Source organism: Butyrivibrio sp. AE2032 (genome assembly GCF_000702965.1).
In genome coordinates this window covers 434,705-457,383 of record NZ_JNLF01000004.1, presented here as the reverse complement: position 1 = coordinate 457,383, position 22,679 = coordinate 434,705, and the positions used below count along the sequence as shown (strand labels likewise).

General features: G+C 47.6%; 20 protein-coding genes. 19 read left to right on the top strand and 1 reads right to left on the bottom strand.

Annotated features, from left to right (window positions below; translation table 11 throughout):
- Window positions 1-18 precede the first annotated feature (18 nt).
- The 9 genes from BO18_RS16050 to BO18_RS32935 all read left to right on the top strand — a co-directional run bounded on the left by BO18_RS16050 (window position 19) and on the right by BO18_RS32935 (window position 12,551).
- Entirely contained in the window at window positions 19-1,185 is a 1,167-nt protein-coding gene (locus BO18_RS16050; RefSeq protein WP_034447948.1) for a polysaccharide deacetylase family protein, read from the top strand.
- Window positions 1,186-1,327: 142 nt separating this feature from the next.
- Window positions 1,328-2,236, top strand: coding sequence for a cyclic nucleotide-binding domain-containing protein (locus tag BO18_RS16045; protein ID WP_034447946.1), 909 nt, complete (start codon window positions 1,328-1,330; stop codon window positions 2,234-2,236).
- A 292-nt stretch (window positions 2,237-2,528) separates the two neighbouring features.
- Entirely contained in the window at window positions 2,529-4,778 is a 2,250-nt protein-coding gene (locus tag BO18_RS32940) for a sensor domain-containing phosphodiesterase (RefSeq protein WP_051688834.1), read from the top strand.
- A gap of 37 nt (window positions 4,779-4,815) precedes the next feature.
- Window positions 4,816-5,550 carry an ABC transporter ATP-binding protein gene (locus BO18_RS16035; protein ID WP_034447945.1) on the top strand — a complete coding sequence of 245 codons (735 nt, stop codon included), beginning with the start codon at window positions 4,816-4,818 and terminating at the stop codon, window positions 5,548-5,550.
- Complete coding sequence (locus BO18_RS16030; protein WP_034447941.1) at window positions 5,547-7,241, top strand: hypothetical protein; 1,695 nt, start codon at window positions 5,547-5,549, stop codon at window positions 7,239-7,241. Before BO18_RS16035 ends, BO18_RS16030 begins: the two co-directional genes overlap by 4 nt.
- Window positions 7,242-7,540: 299 nt before the next feature.
- Window positions 7,541-8,491: a CPBP family intramembrane glutamic endopeptidase gene (locus BO18_RS16025; RefSeq protein WP_034447939.1), complete on the top strand. Its 951-nt coding sequence runs from the start codon at window positions 7,541-7,543 to the stop codon at window positions 8,489-8,491.
- Window positions 8,492-8,505: 14 nt separating this feature from the next.
- On the top strand, window positions 8,506-8,877 hold the full coding sequence (locus BO18_RS16020) for a GntR family transcriptional regulator (protein WP_034447936.1): 372 nt from the start codon (window positions 8,506-8,508) through the stop codon (window positions 8,875-8,877).
- Window positions 8,878-8,912: 35 nt separating this feature from the next.
- Window positions 8,913-10,322 carry a DUF5808 domain-containing protein gene (locus tag BO18_RS16015; protein WP_034447934.1) on the top strand — a complete coding sequence of 470 codons (1,410 nt, stop codon included), beginning with the start codon at window positions 8,913-8,915 and terminating at the stop codon, window positions 10,320-10,322.
- Window positions 10,323-10,382: 60 nt separating this feature from the next.
- The gene (locus tag BO18_RS32935; protein ID WP_051688833.1) at window positions 10,383-12,551 is read left to right on the top strand and encodes an S-layer homology domain-containing protein; all 2,169 of its coding nucleotides are present in this window, start codon (window positions 10,383-10,385) and stop codon (window positions 12,549-12,551) included.
- 14 nt (window positions 12,552-12,565) lie between these two features.
- Here the strand turns inward: BO18_RS32935 and BO18_RS16005 are convergent, their stop codons facing one another.
- Window positions 12,566-13,711, bottom strand: a complete 1,146-nt coding sequence (locus tag BO18_RS16005; protein ID WP_034447932.1) for a GGDEF domain-containing protein — start codon at window positions 13,709-13,711, stop codon at window positions 12,566-12,568.
- Window positions 13,712-13,990: 279 nt separating this feature from the next.
- Here BO18_RS16005 and BO18_RS16000 point away from each other — a divergent pair, with 279 nt between their 5' ends.
- The 10 genes from BO18_RS16000 to queF all read left to right on the top strand — a co-directional run bounded on the left by BO18_RS16000 (window position 13,991) and on the right by queF (window position 22,624).
- On the top strand, window positions 13,991-14,992 hold the full coding sequence (locus tag BO18_RS16000; RefSeq protein ID WP_034448647.1) for a serine hydrolase domain-containing protein: 1,002 nt from the start codon (window positions 13,991-13,993) through the stop codon (window positions 14,990-14,992).
- Window positions 14,993-15,119: 127 nt separating this feature from the next.
- A complete protein-coding gene (locus BO18_RS15995) occupies window positions 15,120-16,304 on the top strand; it encodes a cysteine desulfurase family protein (protein WP_034447931.1) in 1,185 nt (394 codons plus the stop codon).
- A gap of 18 nt (window positions 16,305-16,322) precedes the next feature.
- A complete protein-coding gene (gene nifU / locus BO18_RS15990; protein ID WP_334291231.1) occupies window positions 16,323-16,694 on the top strand; it encodes a Fe-S cluster assembly scaffold protein NifU in 372 nt (123 codons plus the stop codon).
- Between the two features lie 288 nt (window positions 16,695-16,982).
- On the top strand, window positions 16,983-18,137 hold the full coding sequence (locus BO18_RS15985) for a trans-sulfuration enzyme family protein (protein ID WP_034447927.1): 1,155 nt from the start codon (window positions 16,983-16,985) through the stop codon (window positions 18,135-18,137).
- A 10-nt stretch (window positions 18,138-18,147) separates the two neighbouring features.
- Window positions 18,148-19,062, top strand: coding sequence for a PLP-dependent cysteine synthase family protein (locus tag BO18_RS15980; RefSeq protein ID WP_034447926.1), 915 nt, complete (start codon window positions 18,148-18,150; stop codon window positions 19,060-19,062).
- On the top strand, window positions 19,062-20,069 hold the full coding sequence (locus BO18_RS15975; RefSeq protein WP_034447925.1) for a methionine ABC transporter ATP-binding protein: 1,008 nt from the start codon (window positions 19,062-19,064) through the stop codon (window positions 20,067-20,069). Before BO18_RS15980 ends, BO18_RS15975 begins: the two co-directional genes overlap by 1 nt.
- Window positions 20,062-20,715, top strand: a complete 654-nt coding sequence (locus BO18_RS15970) for a methionine ABC transporter permease (protein ID WP_034447924.1) — start codon at window positions 20,062-20,064, stop codon at window positions 20,713-20,715. The genes BO18_RS15975 and BO18_RS15970 overlap by 8 nt, the downstream gene beginning before the upstream one ends.
- A 26-nt stretch (window positions 20,716-20,741) precedes the next feature.
- Entirely contained in the window at window positions 20,742-21,296 is a 555-nt protein-coding gene (locus BO18_RS15965; RefSeq protein WP_051688831.1) for an ECF transporter S component, read from the top strand.
- A gap of 160 nt (window positions 21,297-21,456) precedes the next feature.
- The gene (locus BO18_RS15960) at window positions 21,457-22,137 is read left to right on the top strand and encodes a queuosine precursor transporter (RefSeq protein WP_034447921.1); all 681 of its coding nucleotides are present in this window, start codon (window positions 21,457-21,459) and stop codon (window positions 22,135-22,137) included.
- A gap of 4 nt (window positions 22,138-22,141) precedes the next feature.
- Window positions 22,142-22,624, top strand: coding sequence for a preQ(1) synthase (gene queF, locus BO18_RS15955; protein ID WP_034447918.1), 483 nt, complete (start codon window positions 22,142-22,144; stop codon window positions 22,622-22,624).
- Window positions 22,625-22,679 lie beyond the last annotated feature (55 nt).

Genomic DNA, 22,679 nt, shown 5'->3' with positions numbered 1-22,679 from the left:
ATCAGCGGGAGAGATAACTTGAATAATGTAATAAATATTCCGGTCGTAAAGAAGATAACATCATGCATGCTTGCCATATCGGCAGCTCTTTCGCTTTTGGCAGGCTGCGGGAACAAGACACCCGAAACAGTTGAGACTGCTCCGGAAACGACGGTTCCGACCACTGTTGCCGAGACCACTGAGACTACTCCGGAGACCAGTGCTTTCGTGACATATACTGCACAGGAATACCGGGATGCGGGAGTGAATGAGCTTAATTCCGTTCCGATCCTTATGTATCACAGGATCTACGGGATGACTAATGCCGAGACGTCCTATACCGGAGGAAATGTCGACAAGGACGGCTATAACAGGACTTCTGAGGCGTTTGAGGCGGATCTCAGGAGCTTTTATGCGCAGGGATACCGGATGATGAGGCTGACGGATTTTGTCGACGGTTATATTGATGTGCCGTTCGGGTACAGTCCCCTGATCCTTACATTTGATGACGGTATAAGGGATGTGGTCCTTCAGGGCTGGAAAGATGACGGGACTCCGGAATTTGATCCTACCTGCGCCATAGGGATACTGGAGAAGATCAAGGCTGAATATCCTGATTACAATGTGACGGCGACTTTTTTTCTGAACGCTCAGCTTTTCGAGAACGGGGAAGACAATGACAGAAAGATCCTGAAGTGGATGGTGGATAACGGTTATGACATCGGCAACCACACCCGTGATCACATTAAGCTCGGCGGATGCAGCGCCGAAGAGATCGAAAAGCAGATCGGATACATGTATAAGAAACTCGATGAGATAATCCCGGGACAGTATGTGAATATCGTGGCGCTGCCGTTTGGCTCGCCTGAGACCATGGGGCCCGAGCATCCTGAATATGAAAAGATATTCGAGGGCACGTACGAGGGCTTCAACTATACTACGAAGGCATCACTCCTCTGTGCATGGACAAGGTCTTATTCGCCGTTTGTAAGGGACTATGAGAATCGCAGGATAAGGCGCATCCGCGCTTACGACAACGGCGGAGTATATTGGGACATAGAAGATAATTTCAAACAACTTAATGACGGCAAGAGATTTATCTCAGATGGGGACCCGAATACGATCGTGTTCCCTTCGTCCGACAACAGCAGCGGTGACTGGCTGAAGACCACTTTTGGACACCAGGTCATCACATATGACAAATAACCGGACCGCAGGTTTTTATATGACAGACTTTGGCTGTCTGGAATTGACAAAAAGGGCAATAAACAATACCATCTGTTGTATATGAACATAAAACCTGTTTGAGGTATTTGTTTATTTCCGAAAGACAGAAAGGGGAAAAATAATGAGCACGGTAGAGAAAACATTCAGTAATGGTGAGATCATCATCAAGCAGGGGGATACAGGTAACACTTTCTTTCAGCTTTTAGAAGGTAAAGTAGGAGTTTATAAGAATTATGATCAGGCCGATCAGGTCCAGGTAGCCATCCTCGAGCAGGGCCAGTATTTCGGTGAGATGGCCGTTATCGAGAACTATCCCCGCAGCACGACAGTCGTTGCTGAAGGCGACGTAAAGGTCATCGAGATCGCTGCCGAAGAACTTAATGAATACATTTCGCAGAATCCGGATAAGATCCTTGAGATCATGAAGCTCCTCGGTAAGAGGATCGATGCCATGACGAACGATTACAACGAGGCAAAGAAGGTCCTCGATGAGATCCGTCTTTCCAACTCCAGAGACAAGTATCAGAGCTTCTTCAACAACATGATCCAGCAGTCGATCTTCCTTTCTGCAAAGAACTTCAGACTCGAGAAGCCGAGTGCAGAGTCTCTCCGTGAGGCGGCAGAGAAAGTTTCCGGCCAGAAGCCTGAAAACGCAGTCACATACAGCTATGGAACGATCATCTTCAAGCAGGGAGAGGTCGGAAAGTGCATGTACATTGTTCACAGCGGCAGCGTAAGCATCTACAGCAATTACGGTGCAAACAACGAGCTTAAGCTCGCTGAGATCACTCCTGTTGCTTGCTTCGGCGAGATGGGCATGATCCTCGACGAACCCCGCAACGCTACGGCAGTTGCAGAGAACAATGATACAGAGGTCGAGATCATCCGCGCAGAAGATCTCGAGAATCTCTTCAGATCCAGCCCTGAAAAGATCGACATGATCCTCAAGAACCTCTCTTACCGTCTGAGGACCACAACATACGAGTACTACAAGGCCTGCAAGGAGATCTACGAGGCTCAGAAGGACTGATAAGTCCGGAATTTAGTCCTTATCTGCAGGGAATACACACAACTACAAAAGAGTTGTCTTACGGGCAGTTGCACTGTCACCAAGGCAACTCTTTTAGTTTGTTTCCGCAAGTTTTTCAGGTAGTGGCGGACATAAAAGTGAACATGATTTTATCAAGGTGAATATTCGATTAACAAAGCGCCGAAGTAATAGAAATGAACCGGATAAATGTATAAAATTAGAGTGGTCTATTAATGAGCGGATCAAGCCCTAATTAAACGGCATATGCCTTTATCGTGGAAAGGAGACCTTTGTGGATCTTCAGAAATTAGTCGATACTGTTTTCGCTCCGACTTGCGTTGTTTCGGTCGAGAAGAAAGAAGACGGCGGATACGGAGATATCCGTCTTGTCGCAGCGAACAAAAAGTATGCCGACATGATAGGTATGCGCTCGAAGCACGATGCTTCAGGTAATCCGACGGGCGAGTTCTGTAGTTTTGTTCCCGGTTCTTTATACACGGATTATTTCCCGCAGAATACGAGTTTTGAAGAAGTCTGCTGCCGTGCCGCGGTAGAAAAGAAAGAGATTCACACCTATGCACATGTTTACAATGTCGATGTGTGGTTTGACATCTATGCGATGCCCCTTGAATTAGAAGACGGAAACACGTTCTACTGTTTATATTCTTCCATCCCTAATACAAATGCTGACGCGCTCGTTGATACGTTTAATACTTCGCAGACCGCCAATGACGTACTCAAGACCTGCATCAAGCTCCATAAGGCTAACAATCTCCAGGAGGCGATGGAAGGCGTTATCTACGAGATACGTCAGATCTGCAAGGCTGAGGGCTGTACGGTTCTCCTTTTGAATAACGATGAGGAGGACTTCTCGATCCTTGCTTCGAACTTTGTTCCGAACAGCAAGATCAAGCGCGTTACGGAATTCAAGGGCTATTACAATATCGCCAATTCCTGGAAGGATATGCTCGGTGAAGAAGGCGACTGCATCATCGTCAAAAATGATGAGGAGATGGAGCATATAAGCGAGATCAACCATCCCTGGTATCTGACTCTCGTTGAAGCAGGCGTTACCAGCGTCGTTTTGTTCCCTCTGAGGCAGGGTAACGAGCTGTTAGGCTTTATCTGGGCCGTTAATTTCGATACCGAGAATACGATGCGCATCAAGGAGACTCTGGAGCTTACCACGTTCTTCCTTTCGTCGCATATCGCGCGCTACAAGGTTCTTAAGCGCCTTGAGCACATGAGCTATACTGATGCGCTTACAGGTCTTCCGAACAGTTTTGCGAGCACGGAATACATAGCGAATCTCGTAAAGAAGAAGGAAAGATTTGCTGCCGTTTCCATAGATCTTAACAATTTCAAGAGCGTCAACGATACATTTGGATTTGATGCCGGAAACCAGGTGCTCATAGGAGTTTCAGAGCGCTGGAAAGCGATCGCGGACAACGATCCCAAAGGCACGGTCAAATATCTCTCGCGCATCGGCGGAGATGAATTCATGCTCGTCATAAGCGGTTACAATTCCGATTATGAGCTTAAGAGCGAGATAAAGCGTTATATTGATGCTCTGGGCGACAGCCTGACTGTACTGGATTTTGACCTTTATATATCTGCCAGTTTCGGTTATGCAGTATATCCCGTTGACGCTGACACTGCGGATACTCTGATCTCGCATGCGAACACGGCTATGAGCGTCATCAAGAAGCTCAACAGCAGCGAGCATATCCTGAGGTTTAATCCCGAGATATCCAGGGAGGAGCACCTGCTCGAGATCGAGAACCTGATAAGGTCGGCTTTGGAAAATGATACGGTATATTTCAATCTGCAGCCTCAGTATGACATGGATCACAATCTGCGCGGATTTGAGGCACTGGCCCGCATGAAGGATGTCGAAGGCAATGTTATAAGCCCCGGTGAGTTTATTCCCGTTGCCGAGAAGGTCGGACTTATAGACAGGGTTGACGGGACCGTATTCAGAAAAGCTTCACTGTTCTTCGGTGAGATGCTTAGAAAGACCGGCGCTGACCTGACGCTGAGCCTCAACGCTTCAGTCCGTCACATGATGAAGAGTGACTTCCTGGATGAGATTAAAGAACTGCTTAAGGACAGCGGTATACCCGCCGGGCAGCTCGAAATAGAGATCACCGAATCCATCATGATCGATTCTGTCGACAAGGCTCTGCGCTGCATAGATGAACTTAAGAAGATGGGAATAAAGATCGCCATAGACGATTTCGGCACAGGATATTCGTCTCTCAGCTATCTGCACAGATTCCCCGCAAACCTCCTCAAGATCGACAAGTCTTTTATCGACAAGATGAATACGAGCGAATCTTCAAGACAGTATGTAGCCGCCATCATTTCGATCGGACATGTACTGGGATTTGATGTTATCTCAGAAGGTGTTGAACAGCCTGAACAGCTGGAGACTCTTAAGAGCATCGGCTGTGATTATATCCAGGGCTTTATCTGGGGACGACCGCTGTCGGCAGAGGATTCAGAAAAACTCACAGCCGATTCCGTTTCCGGAATTAAATAACCATACACGATTTTTTCTTATACAGGAGGCGCCTTATATGATCGAAGCCAGATCACTTACCATGGTTTACGGAAACGGTCACAAGGCGACCGATGACGTGTCTTTCAATATCAGAGCAGGCGAGATAGTCGGGTTTGCCGGTCCGAACGGAGCGGGAAAGACCACAGTTATCAAGATGCTTACCGGCATACTGAAGCCGACGTCCGGAACCGCTGTTATAAACGGCTATGACATAAATGAGGAGCCGCTCAAAGCCAAGAAGTCATTTGCATATATTGCTGATAATCCGGACATCCTGATACAGCTCACGGGCTTGGAATACCTGAACTTCATTGCCGATATCTATGAGATACCCGGTGAAGTCAGGAAAGGGAAGATAGACACGCTTTCCGAAAGATTCGGGATGAAGGATGCACTCAACACCCAGATGCGCGAATATTCGCACGGAATGAGGCAGAAACTGATGGTAATATCGGCTCTGATACATAACCCGCCGGCTTGGATACTCGATGAGCCGATGACGGGACTTGACCCCTCTGCAGCTTATGAACTGAAGCAGATGATGCGCGAGCATGCGGCTGCCGGAAATGCAGTTCTTTTCTCGACTCATGTGCTTGAGGTCGCCGAGCAGCTGTGCGACAGGATACTGATAATCAATCACGGAAAGATAATAAAGGAAGGAACACTGGATTTCCTTACGCTCGACAATCCGGGCATGTCTTTGGAAGAGATCTTCGTTAAGCTTACGGGCAGGCCGGAGAATTTAAAATGAACAAGACGCGGGCGCTCTATAAAGCCTTCAGTTCGAATCTCGAAATGCCCAAGCCGAACGGCGAGAAGAAGGTTAAGATCTACAACCGTTTCGGCATGATCGCCTTTATCGGGATAATGGTGCCGATCTCCGTTGCGGTCGGATATATCACATATATCCTTACAGATCTCCTGTATGTCTTTGACGGTAATTCCTACGGACTTTTGTCTGAACTCGACCTTATCTCCGCATTTGCCATGATCTTCTGCCTGCCGTTGATGTTCAGCGTACTTTTCTTCTCATCGGACCTCCAGTTCCTGACGGCGCTGCCTGTATCATCCGCTTCGCTCTATTCTGCGAGATTCTGGCATACATTCAAGGCGGAGAACGTAATGACGTCAAATGTTCTTTTCGCCATCTATATAGGTTATTTTGCATCGTGTATAAAGAACAGCAGCCTGGCATCGGCACTTCATCCTGTCGCGCTGATATCTTCGGTTGTGGGTTTCTTCGGATCTCTCCTTGTACCGCTGATTTACTGTTCGATCATCGGAATGCTTTTGATGCTCGCGTTAAGGCGGTTTAACAGGACTGATATCTACTACCATTCTTCGCTCGTCCTGTTTATCGGCTTTGCGCTGCTGTTTCTTTTGTCGTTCAGGGGTTACGGCAGCATCAGCGTGGTGAACTATCTTGATTCACTGGTAGTCAGCAACAACACTTTCACGTCTATATGCAACGTGATGTTTCCGACAAATTACCTGACCACATTGGCCATCAGGACTCACAGGATATTCCCGCTCATCGTGTCGGTTGTAATAATCGCGGCTCTTTATGCATTGTCGGTGCTTGTTGCTCACCTCACATACCGCAAAGGCTTATTTGCCGCTTTTATCATCAGCGATAAGAAGTCTTCCGCAAGGTCCGGGAAAACGTGCGTGAGCCGCAGTGTGTTCAGTTCTCTCGTGATGAAAGAAGTGAGAGTTCTGATGAGAACGATGACCTACAGGATGAACTGCGTTTATGCAAATCTCCTTTGGCCCGTAGCCGCCGTCATATTCATTGCTGAAGCTCCGAAGTTCGAGTTTTTCCTGAAGCTTTCTTATATGCTCAGCACCGGAGATCCATGGAGCCACGTGCTTATGTTTGCGGTATTCATTGCGGCGGCATTTATCGCGTCGGGTCTTAATTCGATCGCCTCAACTTCATTTACGCGTGAGGGAGTGCATATTGATATGCTCAAATACCTTCCAGCGGATCTCGGCAAACAGATCCGAGCAAAGGTCTTGATCGCGATCCTGTTTACGTTCATACCGGAAGCTGTTGCCGTGATACTGGTGTCCGTAAGTCTGGGCGTCCCTTACTTGATCCCGCTCTATATCGCCGTTTCATTTGTATGCATCTTCATCGCCACGATGATCGGCGTGCTGATGGATTCCATATCTCCTTATACCGTCTGGTCCGATGAACTGTCGGCTTTGCGCGGCAATCTTAACTGCTTCTTCAATCTTGCGGCCGAGATGGCTGCGGCGCTTGTGGCAGGCGTGATTGCTTACGGTCTTTATAAGTTGACAGGAAGTGCCGTCATTACCATTTCGGCAGTATCGGCTTTGCTCATCGCTGGGGGGGGGTGTTTGTTTGGCTGCCGGACTTCCGCAGGTAAAGAAGAATATCGAAATGCTCAAGTGAACTTTTTCGGGATTTCTGATTAAGTGGGGAGCCTTGGAGACCTTCTTAGTTTGGGTGACCATCTTTTCGCCACTATTAAAAATCCGTTCATTCAGTGGTATTTTTAATATTTTTTCATCGGATATATTAAAAAACAGAGGTTTTTCTATGGATTTTTAATAGTAGCGCCGTATCGCCGCCTTTAATGACAAAGCGAAAACCGAACGCTCCTCTCTTGACACCGCGGGAAAAAGTTGTATAGTTTGTATTACAACAACTAATACAAAACATACAAACGGCGGAATAACGTTTGTATGCGGATACCATGAAAGGGAGTGGTGTTATGGATAAGAAGAAAGTAATCAAGTTTACGGCATTGGTTTTGGGAATGTCGTGGGTATTGCAGATCATAGTATGTCTGATCTCATTGAATGTTGAAGGATACGCATCGACGCTTGTTTTCCAGGCAGGAATGGCACTCTGCATGTTTATGCCTCTCATTGCGGCGATCATCAGCAAAGCCGGCGTCAAGAGCATCGGCTGGAAGCCTAAGCTCAAGGGAAATGTAAAGTGGATATTTTTTGCAATACTGGTACCGGTAGTGTTTACATTCCTGGGGATTGCGGTATTCTTTGCCATCTGGCCGGATCTGTTCAGCATGGACGGATCTTATATGCTTAAGACGGTTGAACAGGCCGGTATTGATCCTGCCGAATACATGGAATCGATGAATCAGCAGGGAATGACCATGGAGACGCTTATGCTGATCACGGTGGTCCAGTGCGTTACATATGCGCCTTTCGTCAACATGTTCCTCGCTGTAGGCGAAGAGGCCGGGTGGAGAGGTTTCCTTTATCCCGAGCTCAGGAAGAAATACAGCAGGGTTGTAACATGGCTTATCGGAGGCGCTGTTTGGGCCGCATTCCATTTTCCGGCAATGCTCATTGCGGGTTATGAATACGGAAAGGACTACATCGGTGCGCCCGTTCTGGGACTGGTCGCATTCACGCTTACATGCATTATCTGGGGCATGTTCCATGAGGTAGTCTATGATAAGACAAAGTGCATCTGGATCCCCGCGCTCCTGCATGGTGCTATCAATGCGTCTGCTACACTCTTTCAGCTGGTCCTGAACGGCAATCGTGAAGATGAAATCGCTAAGCTCATTATCTTCGGACCTGCACCTCACGGACTTATAAGCATGATTCCTGCACTCATAATTGCAGTTATAACAGGCATTATCGTTCTGAAGGAAGATAAAAAGAAGGCGGCAGTAATTCCGGCCGCATCCTGACAGGAGAGGAAAAAATGATCATAAAGATAGATGAATACTCAGATGTGCCCATCTACATGCAGATAAGAAATCAGATAGTGATGGGCATTTCCTCTGGAGAACTGAAAGCCGGGGAACAGCTTCCGACGGTCAGGGCGCTTGCACTTGAGATCGGAATCAACACGATGACAGTGAGCAAGACTTATCAGATGCTGAAGAACGAAGGCTATATCATGACCGACCGCAAGAACGGCGCCAGGGTAAGGCAGCAGATCGAAAAGTCGGGGATCATCTCCGAAGAGAATAAGAATGAGCTTCGAAGGATCGTGTCGGAGGCGAGGCTCTCGGGAGTTCCCAAAAATGATATCCAGAAACTGGTGGACGAGTATTACTCGGGAAATTCCTGATCATTGAATGAAACGGATCAACAGAGGAAAAGAAGATGAATAATTATTTCGATATAGTTTTGCTGGTAATAATGGTACCGACATTGCTGATAATGTTTTTCTATGAATACCCCTCGAAATGGGAAGACAGAAAATTCATTTTCGGCGTAAGGAACCGTGAGGAATTCAGGGAGGAGAAGGCTTCTTCCGCGATCGGCAGGATAGTTTCTTCAACGAGGAAACAGGCACTCATCCTGATGATATGTTCATTCGTCATAATGGGATTTTTAATGCTGATCCCTGATGAGACAGTCAGCATGACGATATGGGTGTTTTTCATAATCGCGGATCTGTTCCTGCTCTCGATCCCCTTTATGAGAGCCAACCGGGAGATGAAGAGCCTTAAAAGAGAGATAGGCATCAAGTCGTCTGCAGGTACTGTCTATACAGATCTTAAGGGTGCCGGAGCCGTACATGCGCTCAAGCCCGTCAGCATCATCATCCCGAATCTGATCACGGCTTTGTGCTTTCTGGTATCGCTCTTATACGATACGGGTATGATCTCTCTTCCTGCTTCGGGCAGGGCCGGATCTTTCATCATGACGTCGATGACGGGAACGTTTCTCTTTGTCGGTCTTATGCTCATACCGGTAGCCTTCATGATGGACCGCATCCGCAATGAGGTCATATCATCGGACAGCGATACAAACCGTAACTATAACAGAGCCAAGAAAAAGGTCTTTGCCGATATGTTCATTTTCATGGCATGGGCAAATGCTGCAGTCGTTATCTTATATTCGGTCATGATGTTCTTCATAAACAGCGATCTGGTCCTCATTATCCAGATGACCGTTTATATGCTGCTCCTTATGACTGCGACCGCCATACTGGCAAAGAAGTCGCTCGTTATCGACAGACGCTACAGAAAAGAGAACGACATCGAAGTGGATGACGATGACAGGTGGATCCTCGGTTCTTTTTACTATAACCCTGATGACAGGAGGCTTAATGTTGCCAAGAGGATGGGTATAGGCGGTACGATCAATCTCGGTCATCCCGCGGGCAAGGCCATCACGATAGTGGCCGTCATGTTCATCGCGGCATCACTGGTATTCATTGCTTTCGTCGGTGTACTCGGAAAGTCAAAGATGAAGGTCAGTGTCGAAAATGACACCCTGATCTGCAACATGGTATTCGATTACTATAAGGTTCCGTTGTCAGATATCAGAGGAGTTGAGTACAGCGCGATCGAGAAGGGTTTTTCAATGAGCAGGCAGGTCGGCATCGGCATGGATCCCGTATTTATCGGAACTTTTATAGTCAACGGCAAGTCCGGATGCAAGGTCTTCATGAATGTTGATGCGGATTCGTACATAAGCTTTGAAGCGGGCGGCGACACCTACTACATAAGCTGCGATACGGTGCAGGAGACCGAGGAACTCTTCTCGAAAATATCGGCAGGCTGATTATAATCTTTCAACTGCGGGGCAGTCCCTGTATAATGCTTAGAGATTTCGACAAAAGAAATGGATGGTGCCGGAAAGATGAAGCGTTATTACAGGCTGCCTGCTGCAGTTATCCTGTCCGCCGTTGTGATCCAGTGTGCGGGAAGCATACCCGTCATGGCTGCGAGCGGTTTGGCGATCGACAAGAATAATTTCCCTGATGCAAACTTCAGGGCCGTGATCTCGGGAAGCGATTACGACAGTGACGGTAACGGATATCTGAGCGACTATGAGATCAGCAGGATCATAAACGTCGACTGTGAAGGGTGCGGCGTAAAGTCTTTGAAGGGTATAGAACATTTTTCGGCGCTGCAGGGCCTGTGGTGCAAGGATAACGAACTGACCTCCATCGATGTCAGCAAGAACAAAGACTTAAGAGGCGTCTGGTGTTCCGGAAATGACATCACTTCTCTTGATTTCCGGAATAACAGCGAGCTTGTCTGGATATACAGCTTCGACTGCAAGCTCAAGTCGATCGATATAACGAAGAATTCGCATCTGGCATATCTTGAGATCAATAACAATCCCGATCTTAAGTCACTTAATCTGTCCGGCAATCCCGAACTGGAACACCTGATGTGCGTCTCATGCGGTCTCACTTCGCTGGATCTGTCGAACAATCCGCTCCTGGCTCATCTGGATGCTCAGAAGAATAAACTGAAATCCCTTACTTTCGATAACAATAAGGAATTAAGGCGTCTCGATATCTGGGAGAACAGGGAGCTGTCTGATGTTGATGTCAGCGGTCTCAAGGGTCTGCAGTACTATAACTGTGCATATAACAATGTTACAAAGATCGATGTGACCCACAATCCGGAGCTGCAGAAGCTCATCTGCAGCTATAACGACATCACCAAGCTGGACATCTCGAAAAATCCCAAGCTGGCTTATCTGGACTGTGCCTGCAATGAGATCTCCTCGCTCGATATCTCACACAATCCGCAGCTTTACTTCCTTCAGGCATTCACCAACACATTCACCAAGATCGACATCACGAACAACAGCCGTCTTCAGAAGACATATAATGACGGCGTGAAGAAGGCCGAGTATGCTGTCTGCAAGGGACATTCCTGGAGCATAAATTACGGCGGATGGACCGAGCTCGGTGTCGAGCTTTTATACTTTTTCTGCGTTGACGACACTGTCAAAGTCACCGGCGCCAAGAGCAAGGGTACGGATAAGCCTGACAGTTACATCAAGACCAACGACGGACTGTCGTCTTCTTCAGACCTTATAACAAGGGAGATGGCCATAGAGACACTCTATAAGCTTGCGGGAAGCCCGAGCGTTAGTGGTCTTTCTCACGGATTTAAGGATATCCCTTCCGGAGCTTCCTATGAGGATGCGGTTAAGTGGGGTGTCGCCAACAACGTATGCTTCGGCTATCCGAACATCTGCTCCGATACTTTCGGCGTCGGCCAGCCTGTTACGAGAGAGGACCTTGCGCTCATGATGCACAAGTTTTCTGCTGTAATGGGATTCAAGACCGGCTTCGATTACGGAAGGACAGACTGGTTCAAGGACTATTACGATATCGATTACTATTGCTGGGGTGCTTTCACCTGGTCGATCCAGTGGGAGTTCCTTACGCCTAAGGGTGACTATCTGTATCCGCACGGAAGAGTTACCAGGAATGATTTCAAAAATGCCATAAATGAACTTTACAGATTCAATTACAGAAAGGCTCCTTCCAATATCCCGATCCCTCAGAAGACAGGGTGGGTAAAGGATTCGAAGGGATGGTGGTACCGTAATCCGGACGGATCCTATCCCAAGTCTTGCTGGAAGAAGATAAGTGAGAAATGGTACTACTTTAATGCCGACGGTTATATCGTTACCGGATGGAAGAAGATAAATGATAAGTGGTATTACTTTAATCCTGACGGCGACATGGTGACCGGCTGGAAGCTTATCAACAGCAAATGGTATTACTTCAATTCAGAAGGCGCAATGGTCACCGGCTGGAAAGCAATCGGAGGAAAGTGGTACTTCTTCAGACCTGACGGCGACATGGTTACAGGGTGGCTCGCATCCGGTGGTTCATGGTATCACCTGGCTTCATCCGGTGAGATGCAGACCGGATGGAAGTATATCGATGGTGACTGGTATTACTTCTATTCATCGGGCATCATGGCATATAACACTACCATAGACGGTTACCATCTTGGCTCAAGCGGTGCCATGGATTAAATGAGTATAAGAGATCAGGCTCCTTCGCCGGTCTCTTTTTCTTCAAGCTGTCTGTCCTCATAGATAAGGATATTCTTGCCGTGCTGCTTGCCGTAGTACATGCGCTCATCTGCAACCTTGATTATCTCTTCGGGTTCTTTATATGAGTTCTTGTTTTCGGCAACACCGAGCGTGATAGTTACGAGTATCTCTTTGTTGAAGAATATCGTCGGATCTGAAGCGATGTTCTTTCTAAGGGTTTCAAGCTTGACCCTGGCTGTATCAAGATCGTAGTCACGCATGAGTATGACTATCTCTTCGCCGCCCCATCTGCATATGTCGCAGCCGTGCAGTTCATCGGTGATTATCCTGGTGATGTGCTTTAAGACTTCATCGCCGGCTTCATGTCCGTATGTGTCGTTAACGCGCTTGAAATCATCTAAGTCGCAGAAGGCAATGCAGAAGCGCTTGCCGCGCCTGTTGTTCATCAGTTCCTTGACCATCGGAAGGAATCCTCTTCTGTTCAGGAGTTTTGTCAGAGCGTCTTCCTTGGCATCGGCCGAAAGTTCACGGTTCTTCTGCTGGAGGATCGTGACCTCATGTTCGCTGGCATAGATATACATGGCATTGTAGAACAATATCGCGAATACCATGGCAAATGCGGAGAAGATAACGAGGAAGACCCTTGCAGTCTCGGATACTTCATAGACGGGCGGTACATTGCTGAAGCTGATGTAGAGCACAGTAAATGTCAGGAAATTCAGGATGAGCATCAGAACAACGCCCCATCTCTGAAGCCCTTTGAAAAGGCTGCTTCCGAAGTAGATGATAATAGGGATTATCGAAAAGAGAAAGCAGTAAGTTCCGCATTTGAGACCTACATAGTAAGAGGATACAACCGTATAAGCAGTAACTTCCAGGATTATGCTCGCATAAACGGGCAGGAGATGACCTGTCCGGCATAAGATGAAGCAGAAGATATAGACGACAACGCTTAAGACATTGAACTGGACAAGAGGCATAACACCGGACAGCCAGAATGTGATCAGAAGAACGAAATGAACAAGTCCCATAACTCCGGCAGTAAAGGAGTATGCATTTCCCACGAGAAAACTGAACATATTGCCCAATCTCTCTGCATAGATTTTATTTGAATGTTTCTTTTCTTCGGCACTGCCCATTTTCGATATGTCCTATGCGTCGGTGAATATCTGTGATCTTCTAAATTATATTTATTGATTAAGTCCGCTCCCACCCCCAATGTCAAAAAGTAACAATAAATTTACCATTCGCCCTCATCCCGAAAAACTTGTGAAGAAGGGCTTCCCTCACTCAGGGTTATTGAAGTCTGATATAATCATCTCATATATACGGTGATGACATTCCTGAAGGACTTAAAAAGGCTGCAGGAATAGTAAGAGAGTATCTTGAAGAAGTATTCTCAGCGCAGGGATGATGATATGGATAAGATCTTGAAAGACAGCGGTTTGCGCGGTAACGCATATATAGTCAGAAACGGAGAGGTATTGTTCGAATACAGTTCGGGATTTGCGGACATTGCAAATAAGATTCCGAATACTTCTGAAACAAGATTTGCCTGCGCATCGATGAGCAAGACCTTTGTTTCCGTCGGCATACTTCAGCTGATCTCTAAAGGACAGCTCGGCTTTGATGATGCGCTTGGCGGAATCCTTGATCTTGATCTGGGCACCATCGATCCCGCGGTTACCGTAAGGCAGCTTCTTACGCATACATCAGGTGTTCCCGATTACGATGACGAGACTCAGGATGATGCTTCCGGACTGTGGGCGGATTACCCCAACTACAAGATAAGGAGCAATATGGATCTTTTCCGCATCTTCAGGGAAAAGCCGATGATGTATCCTGCGGGAGAAAAGTTTCAGTACAACAACTCCGGCTATGTTCTTTTGGCCATGGTCATTGAGAAGATCACGGGGATGGATTTCGATGTCTATTTGAAGAAAAACATTTTCGATGTGTGCGGGATGGAACGCACCGGTTACTTTGAATTCGACAGGCTGCCCTCAGGATGTGCTACAGGTTATCTTTATGGTTCCACATATGAGGATTACCGTTCCAATATCTATTCCGTTGCTGCCAAAGGCACAGGCGACGGCGGCGCTTTCGTTACTGTCGGAGATATCCTCAAGTTCTGGAACGGGTTGTTGGAACACAAACTGCTGCCGGAGGATATGGTCACAGAGATGTTCTCGAAACAGAGCGGCGACGGCGCTGACCCCGAAGAGGGATATTACGGTTACGGCGTCTGGATCATCGATGTTCCCGACGGGAAGGATATAGTATATATGCAGGGGTCAGATCCCGGCGTCAGCGCGCTTTCAGAATATAATCCCAACAACGGCTTAATAACTGTCCTGCTCAGCAATTATTCCGATAATGTCTGGTCACTCATGAGAAAGATAAGGAAAGAGATCTACTGAGGATCGACCTAATCGTCATGCAGGATTCCTATAAATGAATAATATTTCATATCTTATAAACCTATTGACATGGTGGGTTTATAAGAATATCATACGTAAACAAATAAACCGAAAGGAACAAACGCAAGTGATCTATGCCGATAATGCCGCAACAACTGCAATGAGCGAAGCGGCGATAAACACAATGACGACCCTGATAAAGGAGACTTACGGAAACCCGTCGAGCCTTTATGCATTCGGGCAGAAAGCAAAGGAAGTCTTAGAGCAGGCGAGAGAAGACATAGCAGGACTCATCGGTGCCGACCCCAAGGAGATAATCTTTACTTCAGGCGGAAGCGAGGCCGATAACCAGGCGATAATATCCGCTGCAAAGCTCGGAGCGCTGAAAGGAAAAAAGCACATCGTTTCCACTGCTTTTGAACATCATGCGGTACTTCACACATTGAATAAGCTCGCAAAGGAAGGCTTCGAGATAACGCTTCTTGACGTTCACGAGAACGGCATAATAAAGCCTGAAGAAGTCGCTGCGGCGATCAGGGAAGATACGGCTCTTGTAACCGTCATGTATGCAAACAATGAGATCGGAACCATTCAGGACATAAAGGCCATCGGTGCGGTCTGCAGGGAAAAGGGTGTTTTGTTCCATACGGATGCGGTGCAGGCGATAGGACATCTTCACATCGATGTAAATGAGCAGAATATCGACATGCTCTCCGCGTCAGCACATAAGTTCCATGGCCCCAAGGGCGTCGGCTTCCTCTATGCGAAGAAAGGCATAAGACTGACTAATCTCATCGAAGGCGGTGCCCAGGAAAAGGGCAGACGCGCTGGTACCGAGAATGTTCCGGGGATAGCTGCGATGGCTACAGCGCTTAAGGAGGCTGTCGGAGCGATCGATAAGAATGCGGAGCACCTGATCCCGATCAGGAACAAAGTGATCGCAGGTCTTAATGAGATTCCTCATTCGGCATTGAACGGAGATGAGACGAGCCGCCTTCCAAGCAACATCAATTTCTGCTTTGAAGGTATCGAGGGAGAATCGCTCCTGCTGCTCCTTGATGACAAGGGCATTGCTGCTTCATCGGGAAGCGCATGCACTTCCGGTTCACTTGATCCGAGCCACGTCCTTCTTGCGATCGGCAGAGTACATGACGTGGCACACGGTTCACTGCGTCTGAGCCTGGGTGAGGACACCACGGATGAGGATGCGGATTACATCGTAAATGCAGTCAAGGAAGTAGTTGAATACTTAAGAGGTTTCTCACCAGTTTGGAGAGATCTCGTTGCAGGAAAAACGAAATTCATTTTATAAGGGAGAAGACTTATGGCATTGTACAGTGAAAAAGTAATGGATCATTTCAGAAATCCGAGGAACGTCGGAGTTATTGAAGACGCTGACGGTGTCGGCGAAGTCGGCAACGCAAAATGCGGTGACATCATGAAGATGTATCTGAAGATCGATGACGGCATCATCACGGATGTCAAGTTCGAGACCTTCGGCTGCGGAAGCGCGATCGCGTCAAGTTCAATGGCGACGGAACTCATCAAGGGCAAGCCTGTAGAGGAAGCCAGACAGCTTACAAATAAAGCAGTTGCTGAAGCTCTTGACGGACTGCCGGACTATAAGATGCACTGCTCGGTCCTCGCTCAGGAGGCGATCGAGTCTGCGCTTAAGGATTACGAATCAAAGCAGCAAGCTTAACTTTTTTGAAGACAATTTAAAAGAATCGAATTAAACCTATTGACACAGTAGGTTAATGTGGCATAATGTGTCCATAAAATTGAAGGAGACAAAGAAGATGTTTGGAAAGATGTGTTGTCGAATGCAAGTAATGCGGGCTGTATCGGCCTCGGCGTTTGACTGCACGGAAATGCGCCTAGACGATCTTCGATGTTGACCTGAATAAAACTTATGTCAATTATCACAGCCCGGGATATAGCAGATGCATCCCGGGCTTTAATTTTGCAAATACGAAAGAAGGAAAATAAAATGAGCTACAAAAGAAATTCTTTACTTATACACGGCGGAATAGACGGTGATGAGACAACGGGTGCGGTAAACGTACCTGTATATCAGACTTCAACATATAAGCAGGACGGCCTGGGTAAGAACAGGGGCTGGGAATATTCAAGAACGGGAAACCCTACCAGAGCAGCGCTCGAAAAGCTTATCGCAGACCTGGAGGATGGTCAGTACGGACTCGCATTCGCATCAGGACTTGCGGCGATCAACACAGTGCTCTCACTCTTTAAGTCTGGTGACAAACTTATCGTATCCGACAATATCTACGGCGGTACTTTCCGCATCCTCGATAACGTTTTCAAGAACTTCAATATCACATATAAGATCGTTGACACGTCAGATCTTGAAGCAGTCGAAAATGCGATCGATGACGACGTGAAAGCGATCTATATCGAGACACCCGCAAATCCGCTGCTCACTGTCACCGACATCGAAGCGGTATCCAGGATCGGAAAGAAGCACGGCAAACTCGTTATCGTAGACAACACATTCCTGACGCCTTATCTCCAGCGTCCGCTGACGCTAGGAGCCGATATCGTTATTCACAGCGGCACTAAATATCTCGGCGGACATTCTGATACGATCTCAGGCTTCGTAGTCGTAAACGACAAGGCTTTGGCAGACAGACTCTACTATCTGCAGAACGCGATCGGCGGCGTGCTCGCACCCTGGGACAGTTTCCTGATAATCAGGGGAATAAAGACACTTGGAGTCCGTATGGACAGACATGTCGAAAATGCGCAAAAAGTGGCAGAGTGGCTCGTTCAGAGCGGCTATGTGAGCAAGGTCTACTATCCGGGACTGGAGACAGATCCCGGCTATGAGATCCAGAAGAAACAGGCTGACGGAGCAGGCGCAATGATCTCGTTCGTACTTGACGAAAAGTACGACTACAAAGTGTTCTTCGAGAAGCTTCAGCTCATAACTCTTGCAGAGAGCCTGGGCGGTGTTGAGTCGCTCGTATGCCATCCCGCAACGATGACTCACGCGGCGATCCCTGCAGACATCAGAAAAGAAGTCGGCATCGTCGATGAGCTCATCAGACTCTCGGTAGGCATAGAGGATGCAGATGATCTTATAGATGATCTGAAGCAGGCGATCGAAAATTCCGTTAAGGCATGAGGTGGATAAGATGAATAACGTATACGGCAGCATAAGAGAAATGATCGGTAACACTCCGATCCTGAAGATAGATCATATGGGCGTCAAGCCCGGAGTAAATATTTATGCAAAACTTGAACTTATGAATCCCGCAGGAAGCGTTAAAGACCGTGTAGGCGTTTACATGATCGATGACGCGCGCCGCAGGGGTCTGCTTAAAGAAGGCGGAACGATCGTTGATGCGACCGCAGGCAACACCGGAATAGGAATAGCCGTTGCAGCGCTCAACCAGGGATACAGGGTTATCTTTACCGTACCCGAGAAGTTCTCTCTCGAAAAGCAGAAGGTCATGAAGGCACTTGGAGCCGAGATCGTTCACACATCAAGAGAAGGCGGAATGCTCGGAGCCGAGGAAAAAGCGGAAGAGATACTTAAGACCATTCCGGGTTCGATCTCGTTAAGACAGTTCAGAAACCCCGCAAATCCTCTGGCTCACTATGAGACGACGGGACCTGAGATCTACAGCCAACTGGACGGACAGATCGATTATTTCGTTGCAGGCGCAGGAAGCGGCGGAACGTTCTCAGGAGTCGTTAAATACCTGAAAGAACAGAATCCCGGAATCAAAGGCGTGCTTGCGGATCCCTACGGTTCGACGATCGGCGGCGGTGAGCATTTCGATTACAACATAGAGGGAATAGGCAACGACTTTATCGCCGACACTATGGACATCACGCTGGTGGATAAGGTCATAAAGGTTACGGACGATGAGGCATTCGGCGCTTCAAGGGATCTCGCAAGACAAGAAGGCATACTTGCAGGTTCATCATCAGGTGCGGCACTCGCGGCAGCCTTAAGGCTCGCGGAAGAGATAGATGAAGGCAACATCGTCACGGTATTTCCCGACAGGGGAGACAGATACTTGAGTAAAGGATTATTCGACTGATGGAAAACGTATATGAATTAAAAAACGTATACAAGACATATAAGAACGACGGGAAGGAATTCACGGCACTCAAGGATATCAGCCTTACGGTACGAGAAGGCGAGATATTCGGGATAATCGGAATGAGCGGCGCGGGAAAATCGACTCTGGTAAGGACCTTGAACAGGCTTGAGGAAGTGTCATCCGGTACGGTGGATTTCTACGGAAAGGATCTCTCGCAGCTCAAAGCGAAAGAACTCCGTGAAGTGCGTCATTCGATCTCCATGATCTTCCAGGGATTCAATCTCGTGAACCAGAGGACGGTCATTAAAAATGTCGAGCAGTCGATGAGGATAATCGGCGTCCCGCGCGCCGAAAGAAAAAAGAAAGCGGAACAGATGCTGGAGATCGTAGGTCTTCAGGATAAGGCAAATGAGTATCCTGCGCGTCTTTCTGGCGGTCAGAAGCAGAGAGTCGCAATAGCAAGGGCACTGGCTGCAGATCCGAAGGTGCTTTTGTGCGATGAGGCGACGAGCGCATTAGATCCGAAGATCACGGGTGAGATCCTGGATCTGTTGAAGAAGATAAATGAAGAGAGAAAACTGACGATAATAATCATCACTCACGAGATGAGCGTCGTCGAGAAGATATGCGACAGAGTAGCGATAATCGACGACGGTAAACTTGCCGAGATCGGTGATGTGAAGGAAGTGTTCTCAAATCCTCAGTCAAATGCGGCGAAAAAACTTGTATTCCCGAGCAATCCTTTCGATCCTTCGGATGAGAACGGACAGCTCATAAGGATAGTCTTTGACGGAACCCAGTCGAACGTGCCGTTCATAGCTAACCTGGTCGAAAAAACAGGGCTTAAAGTGAATATCCTCAGCGCGAATACAAGGAGCGTCGGAGGCATAGGTTACGGTCAGATGATTATAGAGCCTCCTGTTCTTGCAAAGGACAGGCAGACGGTCATCGACTTTTTCAAGGCCGGGGGACTGGCGGTATCGGAGGTGAGCAGAAATGAGTGATTACATCAGGGAAGCGATAATAACGGGTGTATGGGAGACGTTCTACATGACGTTCTTCGCATCACTATTCTCATACCTCATCGGAATGCCTCTGGGAGTGATCCTGTATTCGACCTCAAAAGGGCGCCTGCTCGAGAACCGTGCGGTAAATATGGTGATCGGAACGATAGTGAACATAACGCGCTCGCTCCCGTTCTTAATACTGCTGGTATTGCTGATACCGTTTACGCGTTTTGTGGTCGGACAATCGATCGGTACGACAGCTGCCATAGTTCCGCTCACGATAGGCGCGATCCCGATAGTCGCGAGGATGGTCGAATCTTCTCTCAACGAAGTGCAGCCTGGAATTATCGAGGCTGCCACATCGATGGGAGCATCGCCTCTTTATACGATACTGCATTTCGTTATCCCCGAAGCGACGCCTTCACTCCTTCAGGGCGGCGCCATCAACGTTGCAACGGTTTTGGGATATTCGGCGATGGCGGGAGTCATCGGAGGAGGCGGACTCGGAGCGATCGCCCTGCAGTACGGTTACTACCGTTATCAGAAGGATGTGCTCTGGACCACGGTAACCCTGTTGATAATCATGGTAATGCTTATCCAGGAACTCGGCATTTGGATGTCTAAAAAACACAGGAAAACGTAAGGTATCTTTCAGGAGGATGAAAGAAAATGAACAGTAAAGAAAAGAACAGAAATAACCTGAAGAAGATTGCATATGCGGGTGTCCTTGCGGCACTTGTATTTATCGGAACGGAACTTCACATCCCGACTGCGATAGGACACATAAACCTGGGTGACCTTGTGATACTCGTAAGTTCGTATATCCTGGGACCTTTTGCCTTTGTCCCTGCCGCGATAGGCTCGACTCTGGCAGACCTCATGGCAGGTTATCCTCAGTATGCCGTCGCAACATTTTTGATAAAGGGCATCATGGGTCTTGTTGCCGGATTGCTTCTCAAGAGGAACAGTGAAGGAAAAGTCTCTCTTGCAAGAAAACTGTCGGCATCATTTATTGCAGAAATCATAATGCTCGCCGGTTACTTTGTGTTTGAATCACTGCCATTCATGTATGGTGTTGAAGCGGCACTGGGTTCAGTGATCCCGAACGGCATTCAGGCGAGTGCAGCGATAGTTGGCGCCATTCCGCTCATGTATGTGAAGTTATTCAACAAGTATCAGGCCGAACAGAAGAGATTGGTCCTTGACCGCAAGGCTTCAAGATGATATTATCTCTCGCGCGAGAATAAAAGCGCCGACAGTTCGTTTGTGCCATCCTGTCGTAAAACAAAACCAGGACAATCATTTATATCATTTTGTTAAAGCTGACTTGATTAAATGTGGCTCCTGTTTTTGGGAGCCATTTTTTATTTTGGAGTTGAAGTATATGAACGAAGATAAGAAAGTATCGAGACTGTTTATGTGTATAGGCATCATCTTTGTAACATGCCTTTTGCTGTCTAATCTTGTCGCCGGCAAGATGTGGGCCGTAACGGAAAATATAACACTGCCCGCGGCGGTAATCCTTTTCCCGCTGACATATATCATCGGAGATGTGTTTACCGAGGTCTACGGATTCAGGAATGCGAGGACCATCATCTGGCTCGGCTTCGGCTGCAGCTTCTTTGCGGTAATGATCTATCTCATCACTATAGCTCTACCTCATCCCGGATACTGGGAAAACCAGGAGGCATTTGCAACCGTGTTGGGTACGACTCCGAGGGTCGCGGCTGCTTCATTTGCGGGTTATCTTTTCGGTGAGTTTTCCAATTCCATCGTATTGTCCAAGCTCAAGGTCGCAACAAAGGGAAAGAACCTCTGGATCCGTACCATTCTTTCTACCGTTATAGGTGAGGGCCTTGACTCGGTTATCTTCATCACGATCGCGTTCTGGGGCACGATGGATAATTCCGTTGTACTTCAGATGATCCTTTTCCAGTACCTGTTCAAGGTCTCATATGAGGTTATCTTTACACCGGTTACATATCTTGTCGTAAAGCTCGTCAAGAAGGCTGAAGGCATCGATACATACGACGAAGGCATCAAGTACAGTCTCATCAAGGGGTGATATCATGCGCGAAAAAGAAGGACTTACAAAACTCGGAAGCAACGGTACAACTTACAGTCAGGATTACGATCCCGGCGTTCTCGAGACATTCGTCAACAAGCATCCCGACAATGATTATTTCGTAAAATTCAACTGTCCCGAATTCACGAGCCTCTGCCCGATAACTGGTCAGCCCGACTTTGCGACCATAACGATATCTTATGTTCCGTCGGAGAAGATGGTCGAGAGCAAGTCTTTAAAGCTCTACCTGTTCTCATTCCGCAACCACGGTGATTTCCATGAGGACTGCGTAAACATAATCATGAAGGATCTGATAAAGCTCATGGATCCCAAGTATATCGAAGTCTGGGGCAAGTTCACACCGCGCGGCGGCATCTCCATAGATCCTTACTGCAATTACGGCAAGCCTGGAACCAAATGGGAGAGCGTTGCCGAAGACAGACTTTTCCATCACGATATGTATCCCGAGAAAGTTGACAACAGATAATTTTTCAAATTACGTGAATCAGTTAAAGCAACAGGGCTGCCTCAGACCGGAGTTT